Annotated in this window: 19 protein-coding genes and 3 pseudogenes; 7 read left to right on the top strand and 15 right to left on the bottom strand. The window is 68.8% G+C overall.

What is annotated here, in order from left to right; genetic code table 11:
- From ACMA1D_RS32730 to ACMA1D_RS32660, 15 genes and pseudogenes are all read right to left on the bottom strand, one after another.
- On the bottom strand, positions 1-860 hold an 860-nt coding region (locus tag ACMA1D_RS32730; RefSeq protein WP_414727608.1), incomplete at its 3' end, for an ATP-grasp domain-containing protein.
- Positions 857-1030: a hypothetical protein gene (locus ACMA1D_RS32725; RefSeq protein ID WP_414727607.1), complete on the bottom strand. Its 174-nt coding sequence runs from the start codon at positions 1028-1030 to the stop codon at positions 857-859. The genes ACMA1D_RS32730 and ACMA1D_RS32725, both read right to left, overlap by 4 nt.
- Positions 1031-1069: 39 nt before the next feature.
- Complete coding sequence (locus tag ACMA1D_RS32720; protein ID WP_414727606.1) at positions 1070-1546, bottom strand: metallophosphoesterase family protein; 477 nt, start codon at positions 1544-1546, stop codon at positions 1070-1072.
- A complete protein-coding gene (locus ACMA1D_RS32715) occupies positions 1543-1728 on the bottom strand; it encodes a hypothetical protein (RefSeq protein ID WP_414727611.1) in 186 nt (61 codons plus the stop codon). The genes ACMA1D_RS32720 and ACMA1D_RS32715 overlap by 4 nt, the downstream gene beginning before the upstream one ends.
- 208 nt (positions 1729-1936) lie before the next feature.
- Positions 1937-2746: pseudogene (locus ACMA1D_RS32710) on the bottom strand (ATP-grasp domain-containing protein); the annotation flags it as partial.
- On the bottom strand, positions 2743-3003 hold the full coding sequence (locus ACMA1D_RS32705) for a glutathione S-transferase N-terminal domain-containing protein (protein ID WP_414727605.1): 261 nt from the start codon (positions 3001-3003) through the stop codon (positions 2743-2745). The pseudogene ACMA1D_RS32710 and the gene ACMA1D_RS32705, both read right to left, overlap by 4 nt.
- Before the next feature lie 63 nt (positions 3004-3066).
- Positions 3067-3582, bottom strand: a complete 516-nt coding sequence (locus ACMA1D_RS32700; RefSeq protein WP_414727604.1) for a hypothetical protein — start codon at positions 3580-3582, stop codon at positions 3067-3069.
- On the bottom strand, positions 3465-3896 hold the full coding sequence (locus tag ACMA1D_RS32695; RefSeq protein ID WP_414727610.1) for an aminotransferase class V-fold PLP-dependent enzyme: 432 nt from the start codon (positions 3894-3896) through the stop codon (positions 3465-3467). Before ACMA1D_RS32695 ends, ACMA1D_RS32700 begins: the two co-directional genes overlap by 118 nt.
- Before the next feature lie 307 nt (positions 3897-4203).
- Positions 4204-4563, bottom strand: a complete 360-nt coding sequence (locus ACMA1D_RS32690) for a YjbQ family protein (RefSeq protein WP_414727609.1) — start codon at positions 4561-4563, stop codon at positions 4204-4206.
- Positions 4564-4660: 97 nt separating this feature from the next.
- Entirely contained in the window at positions 4661-5776 is a 1116-nt protein-coding gene (locus ACMA1D_RS32685; protein ID WP_414727603.1) for a hypothetical protein, read from the bottom strand.
- Positions 5773-6708, bottom strand: a complete 936-nt coding sequence (locus ACMA1D_RS32680; RefSeq protein WP_414727602.1) for an isocitrate lyase/phosphoenolpyruvate mutase family protein — start codon at positions 6706-6708, stop codon at positions 5773-5775. Before ACMA1D_RS32680 ends, ACMA1D_RS32685 begins: the two co-directional genes overlap by 4 nt.
- Entirely contained in the window at positions 6705-7730 is a 1026-nt protein-coding gene (locus tag ACMA1D_RS32675) for a hypothetical protein (RefSeq protein WP_414727601.1), read from the bottom strand. The genes ACMA1D_RS32680 and ACMA1D_RS32675 overlap by 4 nt, the downstream gene beginning before the upstream one ends.
- Positions 7727-8299 (bottom strand): thiamine pyrophosphate-dependent enzyme, encoded by a 573-nt coding sequence (locus tag ACMA1D_RS32670; RefSeq protein WP_414727600.1) that lies wholly within the window; start codon positions 8297-8299, stop codon positions 7727-7729. The genes ACMA1D_RS32675 and ACMA1D_RS32670 overlap by 4 nt, the downstream gene beginning before the upstream one ends.
- A gap of 3 nt (positions 8300-8302) precedes the next feature.
- Complete coding sequence (locus tag ACMA1D_RS32665) at positions 8303-8695, bottom strand: hypothetical protein (protein WP_414727599.1); 393 nt, start codon at positions 8693-8695, stop codon at positions 8303-8305.
- A gap of 396 nt (positions 8696-9091) precedes the next feature.
- A complete protein-coding gene (locus ACMA1D_RS32660) occupies positions 9092-9436 on the bottom strand; it encodes a hypothetical protein (protein WP_414727598.1) in 345 nt (114 codons plus the stop codon).
- Between the two features lie 1772 nt (positions 9437-11208).
- Between ACMA1D_RS32660 and ACMA1D_RS32655 the strand changes: the two genes are divergently transcribed.
- The 7 genes and pseudogenes from ACMA1D_RS32655 (at position 11209) to ACMA1D_RS32625 (ending at position 18364) form a co-directional block, all read left to right on the top strand.
- A complete protein-coding gene (locus tag ACMA1D_RS32655; protein ID WP_414727597.1) occupies positions 11209-11418 on the top strand; it encodes a hypothetical protein in 210 nt (69 codons plus the stop codon).
- Positions 11419-11981: 563 nt separating this feature from the next.
- Positions 11982-12269: a helix-turn-helix domain-containing protein gene (locus ACMA1D_RS32650; RefSeq protein WP_414727596.1), complete on the top strand. Its 288-nt coding sequence runs from the start codon at positions 11982-11984 to the stop codon at positions 12267-12269.
- The gene (locus ACMA1D_RS32645; protein WP_414727595.1) at positions 12266-13828 is read left to right on the top strand and encodes a helix-turn-helix domain-containing protein; all 1563 of its coding nucleotides are present in this window, start codon (positions 12266-12268) and stop codon (positions 13826-13828) included. The genes ACMA1D_RS32650 and ACMA1D_RS32645 overlap by 4 nt, the downstream gene beginning before the upstream one ends.
- A complete protein-coding gene (locus tag ACMA1D_RS32640; RefSeq protein ID WP_414727594.1) occupies positions 13828-14400 on the top strand; it encodes a transcriptional regulator in 573 nt (190 codons plus the stop codon). The genes ACMA1D_RS32645 and ACMA1D_RS32640 overlap by 1 nt, the downstream gene beginning before the upstream one ends.
- Before the next feature lie 22 nt (positions 14401-14422).
- Positions 14423-14813, top strand: a pseudogene (locus tag ACMA1D_RS32635) (SbcC/MukB-like Walker B domain-containing protein); the annotation flags it as partial.
- A 255-nt stretch (positions 14814-15068) separates the two neighbouring features.
- Positions 15069-15746 (top strand): annotated as a pseudogene (locus ACMA1D_RS32630) (restriction endonuclease).
- Between the two features lie 191 nt (positions 15747-15937).
- Positions 15938-18364, top strand: coding sequence for a Helicase associated domain protein (locus ACMA1D_RS32625; protein ID WP_414727593.1), 2427 nt, complete (start codon positions 15938-15940; stop codon positions 18362-18364).
- Positions 18365-18793 lie beyond the last annotated feature (429 nt).

Raw genomic sequence — 18793 nt, 5'->3', positions numbered from 1 at the left:
CGGGAGATGCCCATGCCACCCGGTCGTAGGGCCACTTCCCCGATGACCGGTCCCGCCTCGGTGCGGAATACCTCCAGGTGTGTGACCCTGGTCGGTAGGCCGAGCGCGGTGACCACCCGGCGGTGCAGGTCCAAGACTTCCCTCGAAAACAGACTTCTCTGGTCGGCAACGTATCCGCTGTTTAGGTTCGGTGAGATGTGCAGCGGCGGGAGGAAGGAGCGGGAGACGGCTGCGCGGGCCACCTCACCGTCGTGGACGACACCGTCGCAGTGGTACTCGTGCGTGAACCGCACCAGGCGCTCCACCTGGACCGGTAGGCGCTTGCCCGCGAGGTCGGCGAAGCCACCGGCCCGGTGCCGTTCGGTGAACTCCTCGGGGGAGTCGACGCGGTAGGTGCACTTCGAGGCGGCGCCGAACACCGGCTTGATCATGACGGGCCAGCCGGTCCGCTCCGCCGCCCGGGGCACCTGGTTGACCGTGGCAGCTTGGGCGTAGTCCGTCACGGGGAGACCGGCGGCGCGTAGTCTGTCCTTCATCGCCCGCTTGTGGGTGCCCCACAGGGACTGGTCGAAGCCCGGCCCGGGCACCCCGAGCAGGACGCGCACCAACCCCGCCGCCACCACGCTCTTCTCCGTGGCCGCGACGACGTGGTCGACCGGTCCGTGCGCGGCGAGTTCGTACGCCGCCTGCTCGACCTGCGTCAGGTCGGCGAAGCTGTCGACGTACGCCACCTCGTGGTCGCGGTACAGGTCGGCGTACACCTTGCGGGTGATGACGCGGATGGTTACCTCGGGGCGGCGGGCCAGGGCTTCGAGGGCCTCGGGCTTGTCAGAGTTGAGCAGGAGTACCTGCCGGGTCACTTGATCTGCGTAGGTGGTGAGGCGTGGTGGTAGGTGAGGGTGGCGGCCGTCTCGTCGAGGACGGCCCAGGCGGGGGAGGGGCCGCGATCGGGGGCGCAGCCGGTGACGGAGCCCACGTTGATCACGTAGCGGCCGTCCGGGGCGAGCGGGACCGGCTCCCCGAACCGCACGGGCAGGCCTTCCACCCGCAAGCGGCCGGTGCCCTCGTCTCACAGCCGGTACAGCGCGCTGCGGTGGTGGTGCCCGTGTACCAGCGCCCGTCCGGGGAAGTCCGTGTCGGCCGGGCACCACAGCCCCGGCGTCAGTTCGCGCCAGGGCAACGGGTGGCCGTGGCAGTACAGGGCGAAGTCGGTGCGGTGCTCCAGCGGGGCGTGGAGTAGCGGGCGGCTCCAGTCGGGCAGGTGGTGGTCGGGCACGAGGGAGCGGATCCGCTCCTCCTGGTTGCCCCGCACCAGCCGTACGCCGTCCAGGAGCCGGGCGAGTTCGGGGTCCGGGTCGAAGACGTCGGTGAGCTGGCCGTCGAACTCGTACTCGGTGGCCGCTCCTTTGCCGAGGCGGCACTCGAAGACGTCGCCGAGGCAGACCACGTGGTCCACCTCCTGCTCGCGGATGCCGTCGAGGACGGCACGCAGCCGTGTGGTGTCTGCGTGGATGTCGGTCACCACCGCGTGGCGCACCGCTCTCACCCGCTCGTTTCGATCCGCACTCGGTCTGCCAGTGCCTTGCAGACCCGGGCGGCGTCGGCCGCGTCAGTGCCGTCGGCGATGACGTATCCGGCGCGGTCGTGCGAGCTGCGCACCGGGTGGACCCGGTCGCCGACCTCGACGTCCAGCCTCATCTTGGCGGTGGTGCCGTCGGTGTCGAGCAGGGCGATGGCCTGGACCGTTTCGGGCGGTGGGGTGAGGAAGCGGATGGGCCGCTCCCCGGTGGGCGAGGGGCGGGTCGGCGGGCGGCTGGAGCAGACCGAGCGGGCAGCCGGTGGTGAGGGCCATCACGTCCAGTCCGTAGGCGCGGCGCAGCAGTTCGCGGGTCTTGTCGTCGCCGATGCGGTTGTGCGACTCAAGGATCCGAGGGCCTCTCCGGGTGATCTTGACCTCGGTGTGGGCGGGGCCCTCCGTCAGGCCGACGGCGTTGAGGAAGGCATGGACGAGCGCGGCGGTCTCCGCCAGCACGGGCGGGGACAGGGTGCTCGGTTGGGTGTGCCCGGTCTCCACGAACGCGGTGCCGACCAGCTTGTCGGTCACCGTGAGCACGGTGTGCTTCCCGTCGTAGGAGAAGCTCTCCACGCTGATCTCGGGCCCGTCGAGGTACTCCTCGGCGATGGGCCGCAGCCCGCCCGCCGCCTCGAACGCCCGCCAGAGGTCCTCGGCGTCCTGCGGTCCGGCCGCTTTGATGACGGCCTGACTGCTGCTGCCCGCCGCCGGCTTGAGGATGACCGGCCCTTTGGTCGTGCGACAGAACGCGGCGGGGTCGGACGAGTCGCGCGGGGCGGCGGTGTGCACGGGGCCGATGCCGCGGGCGTTGAGGAGTTCCCGCATGCGCTGCTTGTCCTGCAACAGCCCCACGGTGTGCAGGGAGTTGCCGGGCAGCCTGAGGCGCTCGGCGACCGCGGCCGTCGGCAGCAGCCCCCGTTCGGTGAGCGACAGGACGCGCGCGAAGGGGCGTTCGGCATGCAGCGGTGCCAGGGCCGCGTGCAGGGCGTCGACGTCCGCCAGAGGTGCCGCCAGCGCCGTGTCTGCCTCCGCGGCCACCGTCGGCGGCGGCTGCGCCGCGTCGTACACGAAGACGGTGTCGATGCCCAGGGCGCGGGCACAGCGCACCAGTTGCGGGGTGCCCGCGAGCACCGCGATACGCGGTGTCGCGGGCACCTGCTGCCCGAAGGTCATGCCACGGGCTCTGGCTGTGCTTCCACGGCGGTCCCCGCGCCGGGCGCCACCGCCTCCGGGTCGCCGAAGCGCTCCTTGAGGTAGGCGATGATGTCGGCGTTCTCCCGCAGCTTGCCCGGGAGGATCGTGGCGCCGTCCACCAGGGCCGGGATGAACGTGCTGCCCGTGGTGCGGATCAGCTCGTGCCGCTCCTCGCGCGGCTTGGGCACGTTGACGTTGATGGAGGAGACCTGGAGCTGGGTGAGCAGTTCGCGCACCGGCTTGCAGTTCGCGCATCGGCTTGCAGTGCGGGCAGGTCTCCCGCTGGAACAGGAGGAGCATCAGCGGCCCTCCTCGTGGAACGTACGGATGATCTCGCCGACGCCGGAGCCTGGCGTGAACGTGTGGCCGAGGTCGAGCAGGGCCATCTCCAGGGCGCCGAAGATGCCGCTCAGGTCGAGGGCGTCGGCCGCGCCCACGTGCCCCACCCGGATGAGCTTGCCCTTGAGGTGTGCCTGGCCGCCGGTCATCGTGACCCCGTACGAGGTGGACAGCGTCTTCAGCAGCTGACCGGTGTCGATGCCCTGGGGCGCGAGTGCCGAGGTGATGATGTGGCTGCGCCGGTGCGGGGCCTGGACGAAGGTGCTGAACCCGAGCTTGAGCAGCCCGCGTTCAGCTGCCTTGCCCAGTACGGCGTGGCGCCTGCGGAAGGTCTCCAGGCCCTCCTCGTCGAGCATCTTCAGCGACTCGTGCAGGGCGAGGAGCAGGGACACCGCGGGGGACGAGGACGACATCGGGTAGAAGTGGCGCAGCCGCTCGAAGGACCAGTAGTAGTTGGGCCCCGTGGAGCGCTCCACGGCCGTCCACGCCTTGTCGGACAGGGCGACGAAGGCGAGCCCCGGCGCAAGCTGAAGCCCTTGTGGGAGGCTGCGAGGACGACGTCCAGGCCCCAGGTGTCCATCTCCAGCGAGTGCACCAGCAGACCGCTGATGGCGTCGACGACCACGACCACGTTGGTGTCGCGGAAGATTCGCCCGATCGCCTCGACGTCGTTGAGGGCACCGGTGGAGGTCTCGCTGTAGACGACGAACGCGCCCTTGACCTTTGGATGTTCGCGGTAGGTGGTTGCCACCCGCTCGGGGTCGGCGCTGGTGCCCCAGTTGCTCTCGATGACGTGGACGAGGAGGCCGTACGAGGTGCAGATCGCCTGGAAGCGTTCTCCGAAGTAGCCGTTGGAGAGACGAGGACCTCATCGCCGGCCGAGAAGCAGTTGGCGACCGCTGCCTCCATCGCGCCGGTCCCGGAGGAGTCGATGGTGTACACCGGGGCGCTGGTGCCGAACAGCGGGGGCAGGCCGCCGCTGATCTCGTGGATCAGATGCTCCATCTCGGTGGAGCGGTGGTGGATGATTTCACGGGCCCCGGCCAGCAGCAGGCGCTGCGGGACTTCGGTGGGCCCGGGTGTGGCCAGCCGCAGCTTCACCGGCTGTTCTCCTTATCGGTGTCGGGGGCGGGCGCCGCGGCCTGGGGCGCGTGGACGAAGACGCGGCGGGTGGCGGGCTTGAGATCGAAGTCGAAGAGCACCACGCGGTGGCTCGGCGACATGGCGAGGCGGCCCTCCCGGAAGGGCACGAGCAGGCTGGTGCCGAGCAGCGAGGACTTCAGGTGGGAGAAGCCGTTGGGGTCGGCGGTGGTGAGCTCATGCAGGTAACGGCTGCCGTCGGCGGGGGACTGGGGGGCGATCCGCTCCAGGGTCCGCAGCAGGTCCTGCACGGCGCCCAGCTCGTAGCGCATCACGGTGAGCCCGATGGTGCTGCCATGCGCGAAGACCCCGGCCAGCCCCTCGCCCGTGCCGTGCTCCTGGAGCGTGGCGGCGATCCGGTCGGTGAGGTCGTAGTGGGAGGTGAGGCCGGCGTGTTCTCCACCGTCAGTTCGATCACCGGGCCACCTCCGCGGACCCGGTGATCGCTGCCGGCGTGTTCTCCGCCGTCAGGTCGCCGGGGCCGGTCAGCGTCCAGGCGGGCACCCCGGCCAGGATGTCCGTGATGCGCTTGACCCGGGCGGTGTGGGCGGCGCGGCTGTCGTCGAGGTAGTGGTGCCAGCCGGCGCTCGTGCCGTCGAAGGCCGACTCCACGTTGGCGCGCAGCACCTCGGCGTGGTCCGCACGGCTGCCGGTCAGCGGCTCGATAATCGTGCGCTCGCCGGGACCGATGGCCGGGTGCAGGATCGCCGCGACGGGCACTCGCACTCCGACCGGGGCGCTGGGAAAGCGCTCACGGAACGGCAGCGGGTCCACCGCGAACTTGCCCACCGGGGAGAACGCGTGGCCCTCGACGGGCACGTAGTCGTCGCCGATGCCCGCGATCTTACGGAGCCCGGAGTACTTGACGACGGTGCCGTAACCGAGGTGCGGGTAGTCAGGCCAGCCAGCTGCGACGACCAAACCGTCCGACAGCTCGTGCAGCACGGTTTTGTCGCCGCTGAGCACCTGGTAGCCGAGGTGCTCCACCAACTCCAGGAGCACCGTGCTCTTGCCAGCCCCCTTGGCGCCGGTGATCAGCACGACCTCGCCGTCCCGGTAGGCGGCGGTGGCGTGCAGCACCGCGGCGCCGGTGTTCTCCTGGTGCTTCAGCACCAGGTCGCGCACCAGTTCGACGAGGTCCATGTGCCCGCCGGCGCCGAGCGTCACGTCGATCACGCGCGCGGCGCGGTCGAAGACGAAACGCGTGCCGGTCTTCGTGCACTCCAGGTACTCCCGGCCCTCCACCGCGGCCCTCCGGGCCGGCACAGTGAAGAACTCACTGGCGCTCTTGCGGAGGTAGACGTCCTCCTGCACGGCCCCGGCCGGAGGCGCGAGGCGCCCCGGGTCCGGGGCGTGCACGCACAAAGTCGCAACCGGCTCGCGGCCCGTCTCCTCGGACTTGGCCTCCTTGGCGGTCAGATGCGTGTCGAGGAAGACCAGCGCCTCCTCGACGCCGGCACCGGGCGCCACCTCCAGGTCGAGCCGAGTGCCGTGGAAGTCCAGCCGCAGGGCGGTGGGATGGGTGGTCACTGTGCGGCCTCCGCGAGTTCGCGTCCCAGGGACTCGTAGCGCTCCTGCTGCTCCAGCATCTGGGACATGCGCTGCAAGTCGAAAATCTCCTTGAGCGGGGCAAGTTCGGGCTCCACGTTCAGCGTGGTGCCGTCCCGCATGATCCGGCTGAGGGTCTCCCGCATGGCCCGGATCGAGCTGCGCAGCGCCTGGTTGGCGTAGATCGCCATGGCGAAGCCGCGCTGCTCCAACTCCTCGACGGTGACCTGGTTGTAGGTGGTCGGCACGACGATCACCGGGAGGTCGCCGCGGTAAGCGTCGCGGAAGGCGAAGACCTCCGCGGGGTCCTGGCGCTTGGAGTGGATGAGCAAGGCGTCCGCCCCGGCCCGCCCGTAGACGTCGGCCCGGCGCAGCGCCTCGGCCATGCCCTGCCCGGAGATCAGCGCCTCCAGACGGGCCACCACGAGCATGTCGGTACGGGTCTCGGCAGCGGCCCGGATCTTGCCCGCGAAGTCGTCGAGCGGGGCGAGGTCCTGGTTGCCCTCGATGAAGCTGTTGAGCTTGGGGAACTGCTTGTCCTCGATGCACACGCCGGCCACGCCGCGCGCCTCGTAGGAGCGCACCATGTGGATGACGTTGTTGACGTTGCCGAATCCGGAGTCGCAGTCCGCGAGGACGGGGACGACCACCGAGGCCGCGAGGTCGGCCGCCGCGTGGAGGCACTCGCCCATGGCGAGGATGTTGGCGTCGGGTACACCGGCCGTGGCGGAGATCTCCAGTCCGCTGGACCAGACGACATCGAAGCCAGCCTCTTCGGCGAGCCGCGCGCTGAGCGGGCTGTGCGCGCCCATGGCACGTGTCACTCGCGGGGCGGCGAGCGCCGCGCGCAGCCGCTGCGCCGCGCCGGTCGGCGGGTCCTTCTGTTCCTGCTGGGGCGGTCGGCTCCCGGTCATGCGTCCCCTCCGTTGGTCTGTTCGGTCTGTTCGGCCAGTTCCCGGCACACGCCCTCGGCCGTCTCGTCGAGGACCTTGTGCGGCCGTGCCGCACCGATCCTGCGCCCGACCTCCCACGGGTCGAGTCCGTGGCGGGCGCTGATCTTCTCGATGCGGTCCTGGAAGGAGAAGTGGTGGTCGTTGATCCCGGCCGCGATCTCCGCCCGGCGTACGGTCATGGGGCGCGGCAGCACCTGCTCGGCCACGTACTCGGCGGCCTCGCAGACCAGGGGCAGATCGGCGTGGGCGTCGTACGTGGGCCACGCGGTGAGGAAGGCTACGGCCTGCTCGGTGGCGAGATTCCCCGCGCCCCGGGCCATGGCGCACAGCGAGGCGTTCAGCCAGCTCACGCCCGCGTCCAGCCCGGCCACGGCGTTGGCCGCGGCCAGGCCCAGGTTGTTGTGGGCGTGGATACCGAGCGGTGTCGGTAGCCGCTCCGCCAGCAGCTCGACCCGCCGGCGGACGTCGTCCGGGGTGAGCGCGCCAAAGGAGTCGGCGATGTAGAAGACGTCCGGTTCCTCCCCGGCCACGACCGCGGCAACCTCGGCCAGCCCCTCCAGGGTGGTGTAGCTGACGGCCATCAGGTTGACGCCGACCTTGAGGCCGAGCGTCCGCGCGGCACGAACGTACTCCGGGACCCCGTCGATGTTCCACGGGTAGGCAGCGACGCGCACCATGGACACCGGGCTGTAGGGCAGGTCGTCCACGGCCCGTACCGGGCACACGGTGGGGACGACCATCACGGCCAACTCGGCGTGGGAGACGGCCGGCAGCGCCGCGAGGTACTCGGGCGCGCAGTGCGCCGACGGGCCCGCCGTGGCGCTGACCTTGCTCCCGGAACCGCCGCGGTAGCCAACCTCGATGACGTCGACGCGCGCGGCGTCCAAGGTGCTCACGATGGTGTGGACGTCGGCGGCGGTGAACTGCCAGTCGTTCTGGTTCCCGCCGTCGCGCAGCGTGCAATCGAGCAGGGTGGGTTTCACACGCCTCCTTCCAGATATGCCGTCAGGTTGGCCAGTTGGGCGCGGAAGCGCTCCACCAACTGCTGCGGCGTCTGCTCCACGCGCTTTCCGGCGGGGTGGCTGCGTGCCTTGCAGCGGATCCGTACCAGTGCGGGTGCGCCGGGCAGGTCCAGGGCGGCCAGCTGGTCAAGGTCGTCCACGGTGTGGGCGGCGGTGTAACCGGCCGCGAGAGCCATGGCCGCCGGGTCGCCGAGGGCGACGGTGCGCTGGCCGCCGGTGCTCTCGTGGGCGCCGTTATCGAGGACGATATGGACGAGGTTCGGCCGGTGCTCGGCGACCATCGGCAGACACCCCGGATTCATGGCGAACGAGCCGTCGCCGTCCAGCACCAGCACCCGGCGGTCCGGGTGGGCCACGGCGATGCCGAGCCCGATCGGCGCGGCCATGCCCATGGAACCGACGAGGTAGAAGTGGTTGGCGCGATCGCGGATGTTGTACACGTCGCGTGTGATGTAGCCGCAGGTGGTCACCGTCAGGGCGGTGGACTCACGCTCCAGCAGTGCGCCCAGGGCGTCACGGATGTCCAGCAACGCTCAGATCCCTTCCCGGACGATCAGCACGGCGGTGCTCCGGCCGGAGTCGTACTGTTTGAGGAACGCCTCCGCTGAGTCCTCGGGATGCTCGTTGTCCAGCACGGTCCAGGGAATCCCGAACACGTCGAGCAGCCGGGTGAGTTCCCGTCCGATGACGTCGCGCTCCACGGCATCGTTGCCGTCGTGGCCGCGCCAGCTCACCACCATCGGCAGGTGGACGTCGTAGATGAGGTTGAACGAGGTGAGGACGTTGAGCGAGTAGCCGAGGCCGGAGTTCTGCATGACAACGATGGGCCTGGCCCCCGCCACGGCGAGACCGGAGGCCACTCCGAGGGCGCTGTCCTCACGGGGCGCGGGAATGTAGGCGGCCGGACAGCGGGGGTCCTCCAGCAACCGGAAGAACCCCTTGAGCAGGGAACACGGTACGCCGGTAAAGTGCGAATGGCCCCGGGCTAAGAAGGCGTTGCGCAGGGTTTCCGCGACACTGGCCCTGGATCCTGCTGTCAACGAAGGTGCAGGCAGCACGCATGACCTTTCTTTTGTGAAGCACGGAGGTGATCACGCCCGGCGAGAATCTCTCCGGGCTCACGGAGATGCGGATCTTGCATGGCCTCTAAGTGAATCCGCAACGGTATTTCAGAATGCGGACGGGGGAATTCACAGATAGAAGTCGGGCATATTCGAAATTTGGCATCCTTAGGGCTGGCCGTTAAGCGGTCGGCCTTCCGAACCGCAATGGCCAAATGCTAATCTTTGAAGTAAGGGATCGCGGAACTATGATTCCTTATTTCAGCCTTCACATGGTGGAGTGGGCTGCACCGGCAAGGTGACGCCTCCGCCACCACACCGTCCGCTGGGCCGCGCCTCCTGCTCCGGGCCCGGTTCCACCGCGCCGCCGCGGCTGATGATTCGCGTGCTGCCGCGCTTGTGGTTGCCGCCTTCCTTGCTAGCCGCGAAGGGGCACTCAACGCAGCCCAGGTCTTGGGGTTGGGGTTTGTGCACCTTGGAGTACATGGCCCAGCCGTGGGCATCGATGGTCTTCTCGTTGGTGATGCGGTGCAACGGTGTGGAGGCACCCGGGCGACCGGTGATCTTGCGCTGCGCGTCGAGGATGTGGCTAGCGGACTGCTTCACCTGCGCGTCGCTGCGCGAGAGGGTGAAAACCGGAGAAGCGGAAGGGAAGGCACAACCAGGATTCTCCGTGCGTTGTGCGTTTCGTGGGCCCCGGAACGTGTCATCGCAGCGGTACTTGGCGGACTTGGAGGTGAAACCATCCGGTGTGTAGCCGGGCTTGTTGAAGGTGAACCGGTTGGACGCCGGGCTGGAGAGTTGCTTCTTCTTGACGGTGGCGGCGTATCCGACAGTCCCCTTGCGCTCGGGAGCAAGGGGAGCCCTGGGAGAATTCCACGGCGGTCTTGACGCCCTTACCACCGCCCATTGCCAGGTTGACGCGTACGCCGCCGGCATTGACCAACGTGGCCTTGCCTATGACGAAGGACTCGTTCCACTTCAGCTTCATGGAGTGCTTGATATGGAACGAGGCGAAGCCGACCGGTCTGCCGATCCTCAGCAGGTCGACGCGGGCGCCGACGTACAGGCACATGCTGGTACGGGCCACGGTGAGTGTGTTGATCTTTCAGCTCGCGGCGACAGCCGAGTCGACGCAGGCGGTCTTCACCGAAGGAGCCCGGACGACAGAGACACTGTGCGTCGCTGATGCGGCCTGCGCGGTCGCGGCACTGAGGCCGGTGAGCAAAAGAGTGCCGGCCGCAGCACCGACAGCGGCCTTTCTCGACATGTTGATTCGCATAGGTGTACGCCCCCGTGATGATGAGGACCAGAAGCATATCGACGCTGTCGGCCAAGAGACGGTCACGCTATGGCAGACGGCCGTCGCGCATCAGCTGGCTTTTATGGCCAACTCCTGTTTTAGGACAGCACCACGACCCCGTGCCTCCGCGGATCTCCAACAGCACAAGGTCCTCCCTGATGGCACACCGCGCATTCCGCCCGCAGCACCGCAACCTTCAACTGCAGTATCAGATGACGTGCGGTGCGCCGGTACGCGCGTGGCTCCGTACCGCCAGGTTGCACGTCTCACAGGGCCGACGGGACCCCAACGAACGAATCGAACGCCCACAACGCGATTGGTAAAGTCTGCCGTACACGGTCGGGTTCGGGGTGCCCAGTGCGTTGGCGATTCGGTCGGACGCCGCGCCGCCGGAGATCGCAGGGGTGCGCATCGCGGCCCGGATGGTGTCGGCGTCCAGCGCCTCCATGGCGCCCCTGGATCACCGAGAGGGCGACACATCGGGTGCGGGGAAGAGCCCCACTGTCTTGACGTGAGTGGGTCGAAGGCTGTGTGTGGGCGGGAGGTCGGCTACGGGTTCTATACCGCCCGGTGGCCCCTGCCTGATCTCCTCGCTCATCCACCGCCACCCACCCCCAACCCACCGATCCCGTCCACCCACCGCCCCCGTCCCGCAGATCAAGACAGTCCGCCAGCTCCGCGGCCTTTCCTACCCCTAAAGGACCCATATGCTCGACCGACTCCACACCGACTCCACACCGACTCCATCGCCTAGGCCCTCGACATCGCCGACGCCCACCACTGGACCCGCCAGCCTCCACGCTCTGACCGGGCCCGCATGCGCTTTCTTACCTCCAAGCACCAAACCCCCCAGCTCGCCAACTGCCTCAACACCTTCCCCCGGAAACTGCAACGCATCCTGACCAACCAACCCCGACCGATGAAGCACTGAGCCACGCCATCCTCAAAGAAGTCATCCGCCTGTGGCAGCCCCGCATCCGCGGCCAAGCCCACCAAACAGTCAGCCAGGGCCAGCACAGTCTCTACGTGCACTTCCGCGGATGGTTCGGCTTCAACGCCGCAGCAGGATCCTCCGATGACGGCCGAGTACGCCGCCTCTTGGAAAACCTGCACCACCCCTACCCAGCGCCTGCTCGAAGCCCGGCACCGCAACGCCAGCGAGCAGGAACTACGCGACATCGTCGGCGACGGGGCAGGGGAGTCCTACTTCCGCGTCTCGCCGCACTCCAGCGGGCTGCACGCAGTACGGCTGACCAACGTCGACTACATCGAATTCTCCTACTAAGACGTCGCGTCTCATGGCGTGATCACTCGCTGAGCCGTGCATGACAGTCCAATGTCAGCTCGATCTAGCGCGGAACCCCGGGCGTTCACGCCCGGGAGGAAGCACTTCTCTGACGCCCTCCTCCAGCCGGAGGAACAGAGGCGAGTTCGCGGCCTGGTTCCCGGTCGGCCACCAGGCGCAGATGGCGTTCCTCCTGGCCCGCTACGCCGACAACGCCTCCTTGGCCGCGGCGATCTTGGGCACCGGAGTGCGTACGGTGCGCCGCCACTGCCGTGGGTGGCCGTCACCGCCCGGGCTCCGGCTGCGCCGGGCCTTGCACCGCCGTGCCATGGAACTCGTGTGCCTGCGGTGCCTGTCCGATCGTTCGGTGGAAGAGGCGCGCCAGGCGAATCGGGCAGCCCGGCGTGCGGCCCGGCGCGTTCCACGTGATCGGGGCGGCCTGGATCGCTGACTCCCGTGCCCGAAAATCGTCAGCTTCCTCAAGCTGAAAGTGTTTTTGCATCACTGATAGTGAAAAGCTGATTCTTATGTGAGAGTTGCATGGATTGAGGTAGGGTGGTGGCATGGGATTGCGCTTGGAGGAGTCGCTGCGGCTGACGGTGGCCGCGTTGATGCAGGTAACGGGTGAATCGCAGCGGTCGGTCGCGGGGGTGCTGGGACTGACACAGACACAGGTGTCGCGCCGGCAGTCGGGCGCCATCTCCTGGAGCCTGCGCGACGTCGACGTCCTGGCCGAGCACTACGGCATCGGCGCGCTCGATCTCCTGGCGGGTCCGACCAGAGCATGCGAGGCGCTGCCCGCCGACAGGCGCCGTGCCGTGCGGACCGAAGCGAGGGGAACGGACCGGTGAGCGACTTCGATGCGATCGACTCGCTGCTTGACACCGTCGGTCCCCAGGCCGAACTCCCGCCCTCCTCCGTGCGCCGCGAGCTGCGGGAGCGGGCTCGGCTGTCCAAGGCACAGGTGGCACGCGCGCTCAACGTGAGCCCCTCAACCCTCAGCGGATGGGAAAGCGGCCGGGACCCGGCCGGCGAGATCCGCACCAAATACGCCTACCTGCTGGACGGACTGAACGCCAAGCTCGCCACCGAGACCGAGACCGAGACGACACTGGCTGCGGAGCAGCCCGTCACGTCAGGCACGGCCTCGACCGCCACCCCTTTGTCTCTGCCCGACCTCGGCCAGGACGAAGACGGGGACGACGTGGAGCTGCTCGCCGTACCCGAGCCCTGTGTGCTGTGCGGCCGTCCGGCCGGACAACGCGTGGCGGGGTTCGTGCAGCACCTGACCCCGGCCGACTGCCGGCCCACCGCCACCGGGGCCCCAGCTGCCCCACCAGCCGGACAGCCCACCGCGCACACCCCGAAAACGCCACTGCGCACGACACGTCCGGCACGTGCGACGGAGCGTTCCAAGGGCTCGGCCCGCCACGCGTTCCAGGAGACGCCCGGCCCGGGCGACCTGATCCGCGAGGCCGTGCAGGGTGCGATCGCCGAGCACCGGGGCGATGTCGACGCAGCCACGGCGGCGCTGGTGAAGCGGGCCATCCCGGACGCGATGCGACTGCTGGACAAGACCCGTAAGGGCGCCCGCTACGACGTGATCGCGCACCCCTGGATCCCCGACATCCTCAAGAAGCAGACCACGCGCGGCGCGGACCAGATCTGGGAAGCCCGCCCCAAGTGGACCCGCCACGAACTCCCGCCCGGCCGGCATCAGGTGACCGCGCTCGACATCAACGGCGCCTACCTCTCCGCCCTCAAGACGCACCTCCCCCTGGGCCAGCTCGAGCACTCCACCGGCCTCGCCCACGACCGCCGCCGCTCCGGAGTCCACCTGATCACCCCGCCCGAGTGGGAGCACGAGGCGGTGCTGCCCAACCCGATCGGCCAGCGGGACGAGCCCGGCCCCCTGTGGGTCACCGAGCCGACGCTCCGCCTCCTGCTGCGCCTGTCCGGCCCCAAGCACCAGCTGTGCGACCCTCCTCAAATCCACGAGTCGTACACCTCCGGGGCCACGGAGAACCTGCTGGAGAAGTTCCGCATCGCCCTGAAGGACGCCCGCGACACGGCGATCGAGCAGGGCGACACGGTGACGCTGGAGTACGTGAAGGCGATGTACTCGAAGTTCGTCTCCACCATGGGGGAGTCGAACTACAACCGGGAGCTCTACCGCCCGGACTGGATGCACCTCATCCGCAGCCAGGCCTTCGCCAACCTCTGGCTCAAGGCACTCAAGGCCCATGACGAGGGACTGGCCGTCGTCCGGGCGATGGGCACCGACGAACTCCACGTCATCGGTGACTGGCGCCGTGTCTTCGCCGAAGGCCGAGCTGTTACCGAGGTCAAGGTCAAGGACACGTACACCGCCGGAACCGACGACGCTGAGCACCAAGGCGAGGGGGAGTAGTGCCGCAGAAGAACATCGACTTCGGACGGTTCGGCGCCCAGGGCATCAAGGGCAGCGACGCCGTCGCGCGCAAACTCGATGAACTCGCGGGCGGCATCGCCACCCCCGTGACCGCCAAGCGCGGCTGGATGGCGCGCCTGCACTACCTGACGAAGTCGACCCAGAGCCTGAAGGCCGCGCAGGACGCCGGACTCACCGTGACCCACCGGACGCTGAAGGCCTGGCTGGGGGGCAAACGCCGCCCCTCCAAGACCAGCCTGGAACGCATCGACCAGGCGTACCGGACGGTGCGCCGTCACAACGTCGCCCGCCATCTCCTCAGACGCCTCAACCGCGACGGACGCGGCACCCGGGTGGAGATCCACCCGCTCAACCAGTCCCAGGTGCCGCAGCAACTGCAGCGCGTGGTGGAGTACCGGACGATGAACGTACGCCGCTGGGACCGCATCGTCGACTCCTGGGCGGCCGGCGACCATCAGGGCCTCGACACCGCGTGGCAGGACACGATCGTCGACCTCGGCTCGCAGTGGGGCCAGTACGAGTACGTCACCAATGTCGGCTTCGCCGCATAGAGCCGGCGCCGAAACGTGGCCCGACGACAGAGTTGCCCGAGGCGCCAAATCGGGCCTGGACCTCAAGGTCCTCGACGCCTGGAGCGGACACAAACGCCACACGGACACCCTCTCCGGCTGGCGAGTCCTTCTACGTCTCCCTGGCCCTCGCCCTGGGCCTGGCCGACATCGTCACCGCCGAAGCCGGCGGCCAGGCACTGGACACCCTCGTCATCGACGAAGGCTTCGGCACCCTCGACGAAGACACCCTCCACCAAGTCCTCGACGTCCTGGACTCCCTACGCGCCCACGACCGCACCGTCGGACTCATCAGCCACGTCCCCGAACTCCGCCGCCGCATCACCCAACGCCTGCACATCTGCAAGAACATCGACAGCTTCACCCCCACCCACCTGACCGAAGCGGCCGAATGACCCCACGACGGACGCCGGACCCGCCCTCGCCGACGAAACGCAAGCCCCCCGCGCACACCCGCCGATCTTCAACCTACCGTCGGCCCAAGGCGTAGCTACAACCGCCGGGGCTGCCTGTACCCTTCTCGACTCCGCTGAGAAAGGCAGCCCCACAGCGCTCCCGCGTCGAAAGCCGCCCATCCCTGAAGGCGTCCGACCTGCCTCCTAGAAGGAGCGCATCGAAACACCATCAGTGTCAGCGAGCGTGGGCCACTGATACCCTGCCGCTCGCCCCGGCTACGCCCACCCCGCGGCGGCAGGGAACAGGCCGCCGCCGCGGCCGTCGCCTGCGCCGCACTCTGGCTGCTGGCCAAGATCGCCACAGCCACATGGCAGGCAGCCGTCCGCATCTGGCCATGGCTCGCCGTCCTCGTGGCTCTCGCCCTCGGCTACGCAGCCTGGCGGTTCATCCGTGAACTGCAGGCCCGGAAGGTGCGGGCCCAGACGCTGGCCCGGCTCCGGATCACGCTCGCGCAACTCGACGCCATGGACGACCGGGCCTTCGAGTTCGCCCTACGTGACCTGCTCCTCCGGGACGGCTGGAACGCACGGCAGGTCGGCCGACAAGGAGACCAGGCCGCAGACGTCATCGGCGAAGACCGCCAACGCGGCAGAATCGTCCTGCAGGCCAAGCACACGACCGTCGCCGGAAAGGTCGGCTCCTCAGTGATGTACCAGGTCAAAGGCACCGCAGGCCCCGCGCACGGAGCTGATATCGCAGTCGTGGTCACCAACGGCTCCTTCACCCGGGACGCCAAAACATGAGGCGAACGCCACCAAGTGCACTGGATCGACCGGGACTGACTGCGCCGGTGGGCCGAACACGGCACGCCCCTGCAAGACCTTCTGCGCCTGCCCACGCCACGCAAGACAGCCTTCCGCCGGGCTGCCTGAAACCAAGCGGAGAAAGAAAGCCCGAGCCCCGAGCCGTCGCCCCCTATCCGCATCCGACAACACTGATCATGGGGCGCGCATGGGCTCGCAGCGCGCCCCCGACAGAGCGGAGACACTGCGCCGCACCCCTGCCGTACGCGAGAATGAACGCGAGTCAGCCCCGCCCCTCCTGCATGCCGAGGAAACGCGCGATGACCGCCAATCCCACCGCAACAGAACACCCCGGGCGACTGGTCCTGCGCACAGACCAGCAGGAGGGCCTCGCCAACACGGTTCGCCACCTGCGCCGCCCGCGCACCCGCGGGCACGCCGTCTCGGCCTGCGGCACCGGCAAGACCCTCTTCGCACTGCGCGTAGCCGAGGAACTCGGCGTGCGGCACCTAGCAGTGGCGGTGCCCAGCCTGGACCTGGTCGCACAGTGGGCAGTGGCCGCCCGCGCAGACGGCCGCCGCGAGCCGATGATCACCGTCTCCTCGCTACGCGCCGCCTCCCACCCGTTGCTCGCCGAGGCCGAGGTCGACTCGGCCAACGCGGGGGAGTACCTGGCCTACTGGCTCGGCCGCCACCCCAAAGCGACGGTTTTCTTCACCTACGACTCGCTGTCCAAGATCGAAGAGGCCCAGCACTCCGCGATCTTCCCCGCCCCCCTCTTCGGCCTGCTGATCGTGGACGAAGCCCACGCCACGGCCGGCACCTGGAAGAAGAACTGGACTGCGCTGCACGACAATGAGCGCATCTCTGCCGAGCGCCGCCTCTACCTCACCGCCACCCCCTATGTGTGGGACGCCCCCCGCCTGACCGAGCCGCCCACCACCAGAGCGCAACCCAAGCGCACCAGCGCCACCGCACCCGCCTGGGACGACCCAGCCCTGCTGGCGACCATGGACCAGCCGCAGATCTTCGGCCCCCGCCTGCACACCTACTCCCACGCCGACGCCATCGATGACGGCGTCCTCGCCGACTACCAGCTCGTCGTCCCCACCGTCACCGACACTGAACTGCACAACGCGCTCACCGATCCTGAAGCCGGGCCCACCGCGCGCCGCACCACCGCCCTGCACTTGGCCATCCTCAAAGCCATGCGCGAGCAGGGCCTGCGGCACGTGTTCGTCTACTTCCAGCAGATCGCCGACGCCGCCGATTTCGCCCGCCAGTTCACCCACACCCTGCGCACCCTCCCCGACGAACTGCGCCCCGACTGGGCGGACGTCGTCGTCGTGCAGTCCATCGACGGCACCCACAGTCCCCACCGGCGCGCCGACACCATCGCCCGCTTCAGCAACGCCGAGCGAGGCGTGCTGGCCAACGCCAAGGTCCTAGGCGAAGGCGTCGACCTGCCGGCCGTCGACGCCGTCGTCTTCGCCGACCGCACCGCCAGCGTCCGCCGCATCGTCCAAGCGCTCGGCCGCGCCCTGCGCAAACCACCCACCCTAAAGACGAAGACAGCCAGCCTCGTCATCCCCGCCTACATCCCGCCCGGCACCGACCCCACCGACCTCCTCGGCACCCCCTACGAAGCCCTCTGGCTGGTCACCGCCGCCCTGCGCCACCACGACCAGACCATCGCCGCCCGCACCCCCCGGGCCAAGAACCAGCATCCCGCCCGCGACTCCCACACCTACATCACCCGCCGCTTCCGCTTCGACCACACCCTCGACCCCACCGCGATCGCCCGCGCCCTCGACCTGCTGGTGTGGCCCTCCAGTGGCGCCGTCCTGTCTGCTCCCCGCCGCGCTGGCCTAGCCGCCGCCATCCGCTACCAAAGCGAACACAACCACCTGCGCGTGAGCGCCGACTACGAGGACGCTTACGGCTACCGGCTGGGGCAATTCATCACCGGCCAACGCACCGCCTACCAGGCAGGCACCCTCGATCCGGCATGGATCGCCGAGCTCGAGGATCTCGGCATGATCTGGGACGACCACGAGGCCACCTGGCAAGGCCACCTGGCCACCGTCGAGGCCTTCCACGCCGAACACGGCCACCTTGCCATCCCCACCCAACTACCCGGCGGCCAGTTCCTTGCCGACCAGCGCGCCCTAGCCCGAAAGGACCGCCTCACCCCCGACCGCGACAACCAGCTCACAGCCCTCGACCCAGACTGGAAACTCCCCTACGGCCCCGACTGGCATCGCAAGTACCATCTGCTGCGCCGCCACCTGGAAGCCGGCAACCACCCCAGCACGCTGCGCCGCGACACGGTCATCCACGGAGTGAAGGCGGGCAGCTGGCTACACCGCCAGCTCACCATCTGGCCCGACCTCGACCCCGGCCAGCGCGACTTGCTCGCCCGCATGGGAATCACCCCCGACCGCGCCCTCCTGGAACAGAAACACGCCGCGGGCAGGCCAAGCACATCGCGGCGGCGCACGTTCGCGCAAACCACCGAGATCCTCGGGCTCTTCGTGGCACGGTGGGGACGCACCCCCGGCGCCCGAGAGTGGATCGAGGTGGACGGCGACCGTGTCATGATCGGTCCCTGGCTCGCCAAGGTCCGCACCAAGCTGAACAATGATCAACTCCCCTCAGAGCAAGAAGTGTTGGTGTCCGCTACCCTTGCCGAGCACGGCATCGATCTGGTCCGTGCTCCTGGGGCCATCAGACCATCAAGCGGCTGAGGTTTGACCGCTGAGCTCAGTGCGACAGCAGACGCGTTCGCCCGCTCCCGGGTCCCATTCTCCAGTGAGCAGGCGAGTGGCAGAACTCGAATACTCCAAAGTTTTGGAGACAAGGAAGCAGCGGCACACAGGATTGGCACGGCTCGACGTTCTAGTCGTAGGTGACGAGTCGTCACCAAGCATCCAGTCGGGTAGTCCAACGCCTGCCGCTCCTGTTGCTAGCCGAATTAACCCACCCCAGTCATGTTGGACTTGAAAAGCGAAGGCGAGTCGGGGCGGAGGCACGATCGCGGAGCGATCGGGACACCGCACCGACGACCCAACTCGATCCGCGGAGCGGATCCGGTCCCGGAGGGACCGAGCCCAGCACCGCGGAGCGGGTGCTGAACCGACGCGTAGCGTCGGCGCGTCGTTCCTGCGGAGCAGGAC

The sequence above is a fragment of the Streptomyces sp. 796.1 genome (assembly GCF_047525675.1).
GTDB lineage: Bacteria > Actinomycetota > Actinomycetes > Streptomycetales > Streptomycetaceae > Streptomyces.
The sequence above is the reverse complement of the archived record's forward strand: the minus strand, read 5'-3'. Positions and strand labels throughout refer to the sequence as shown.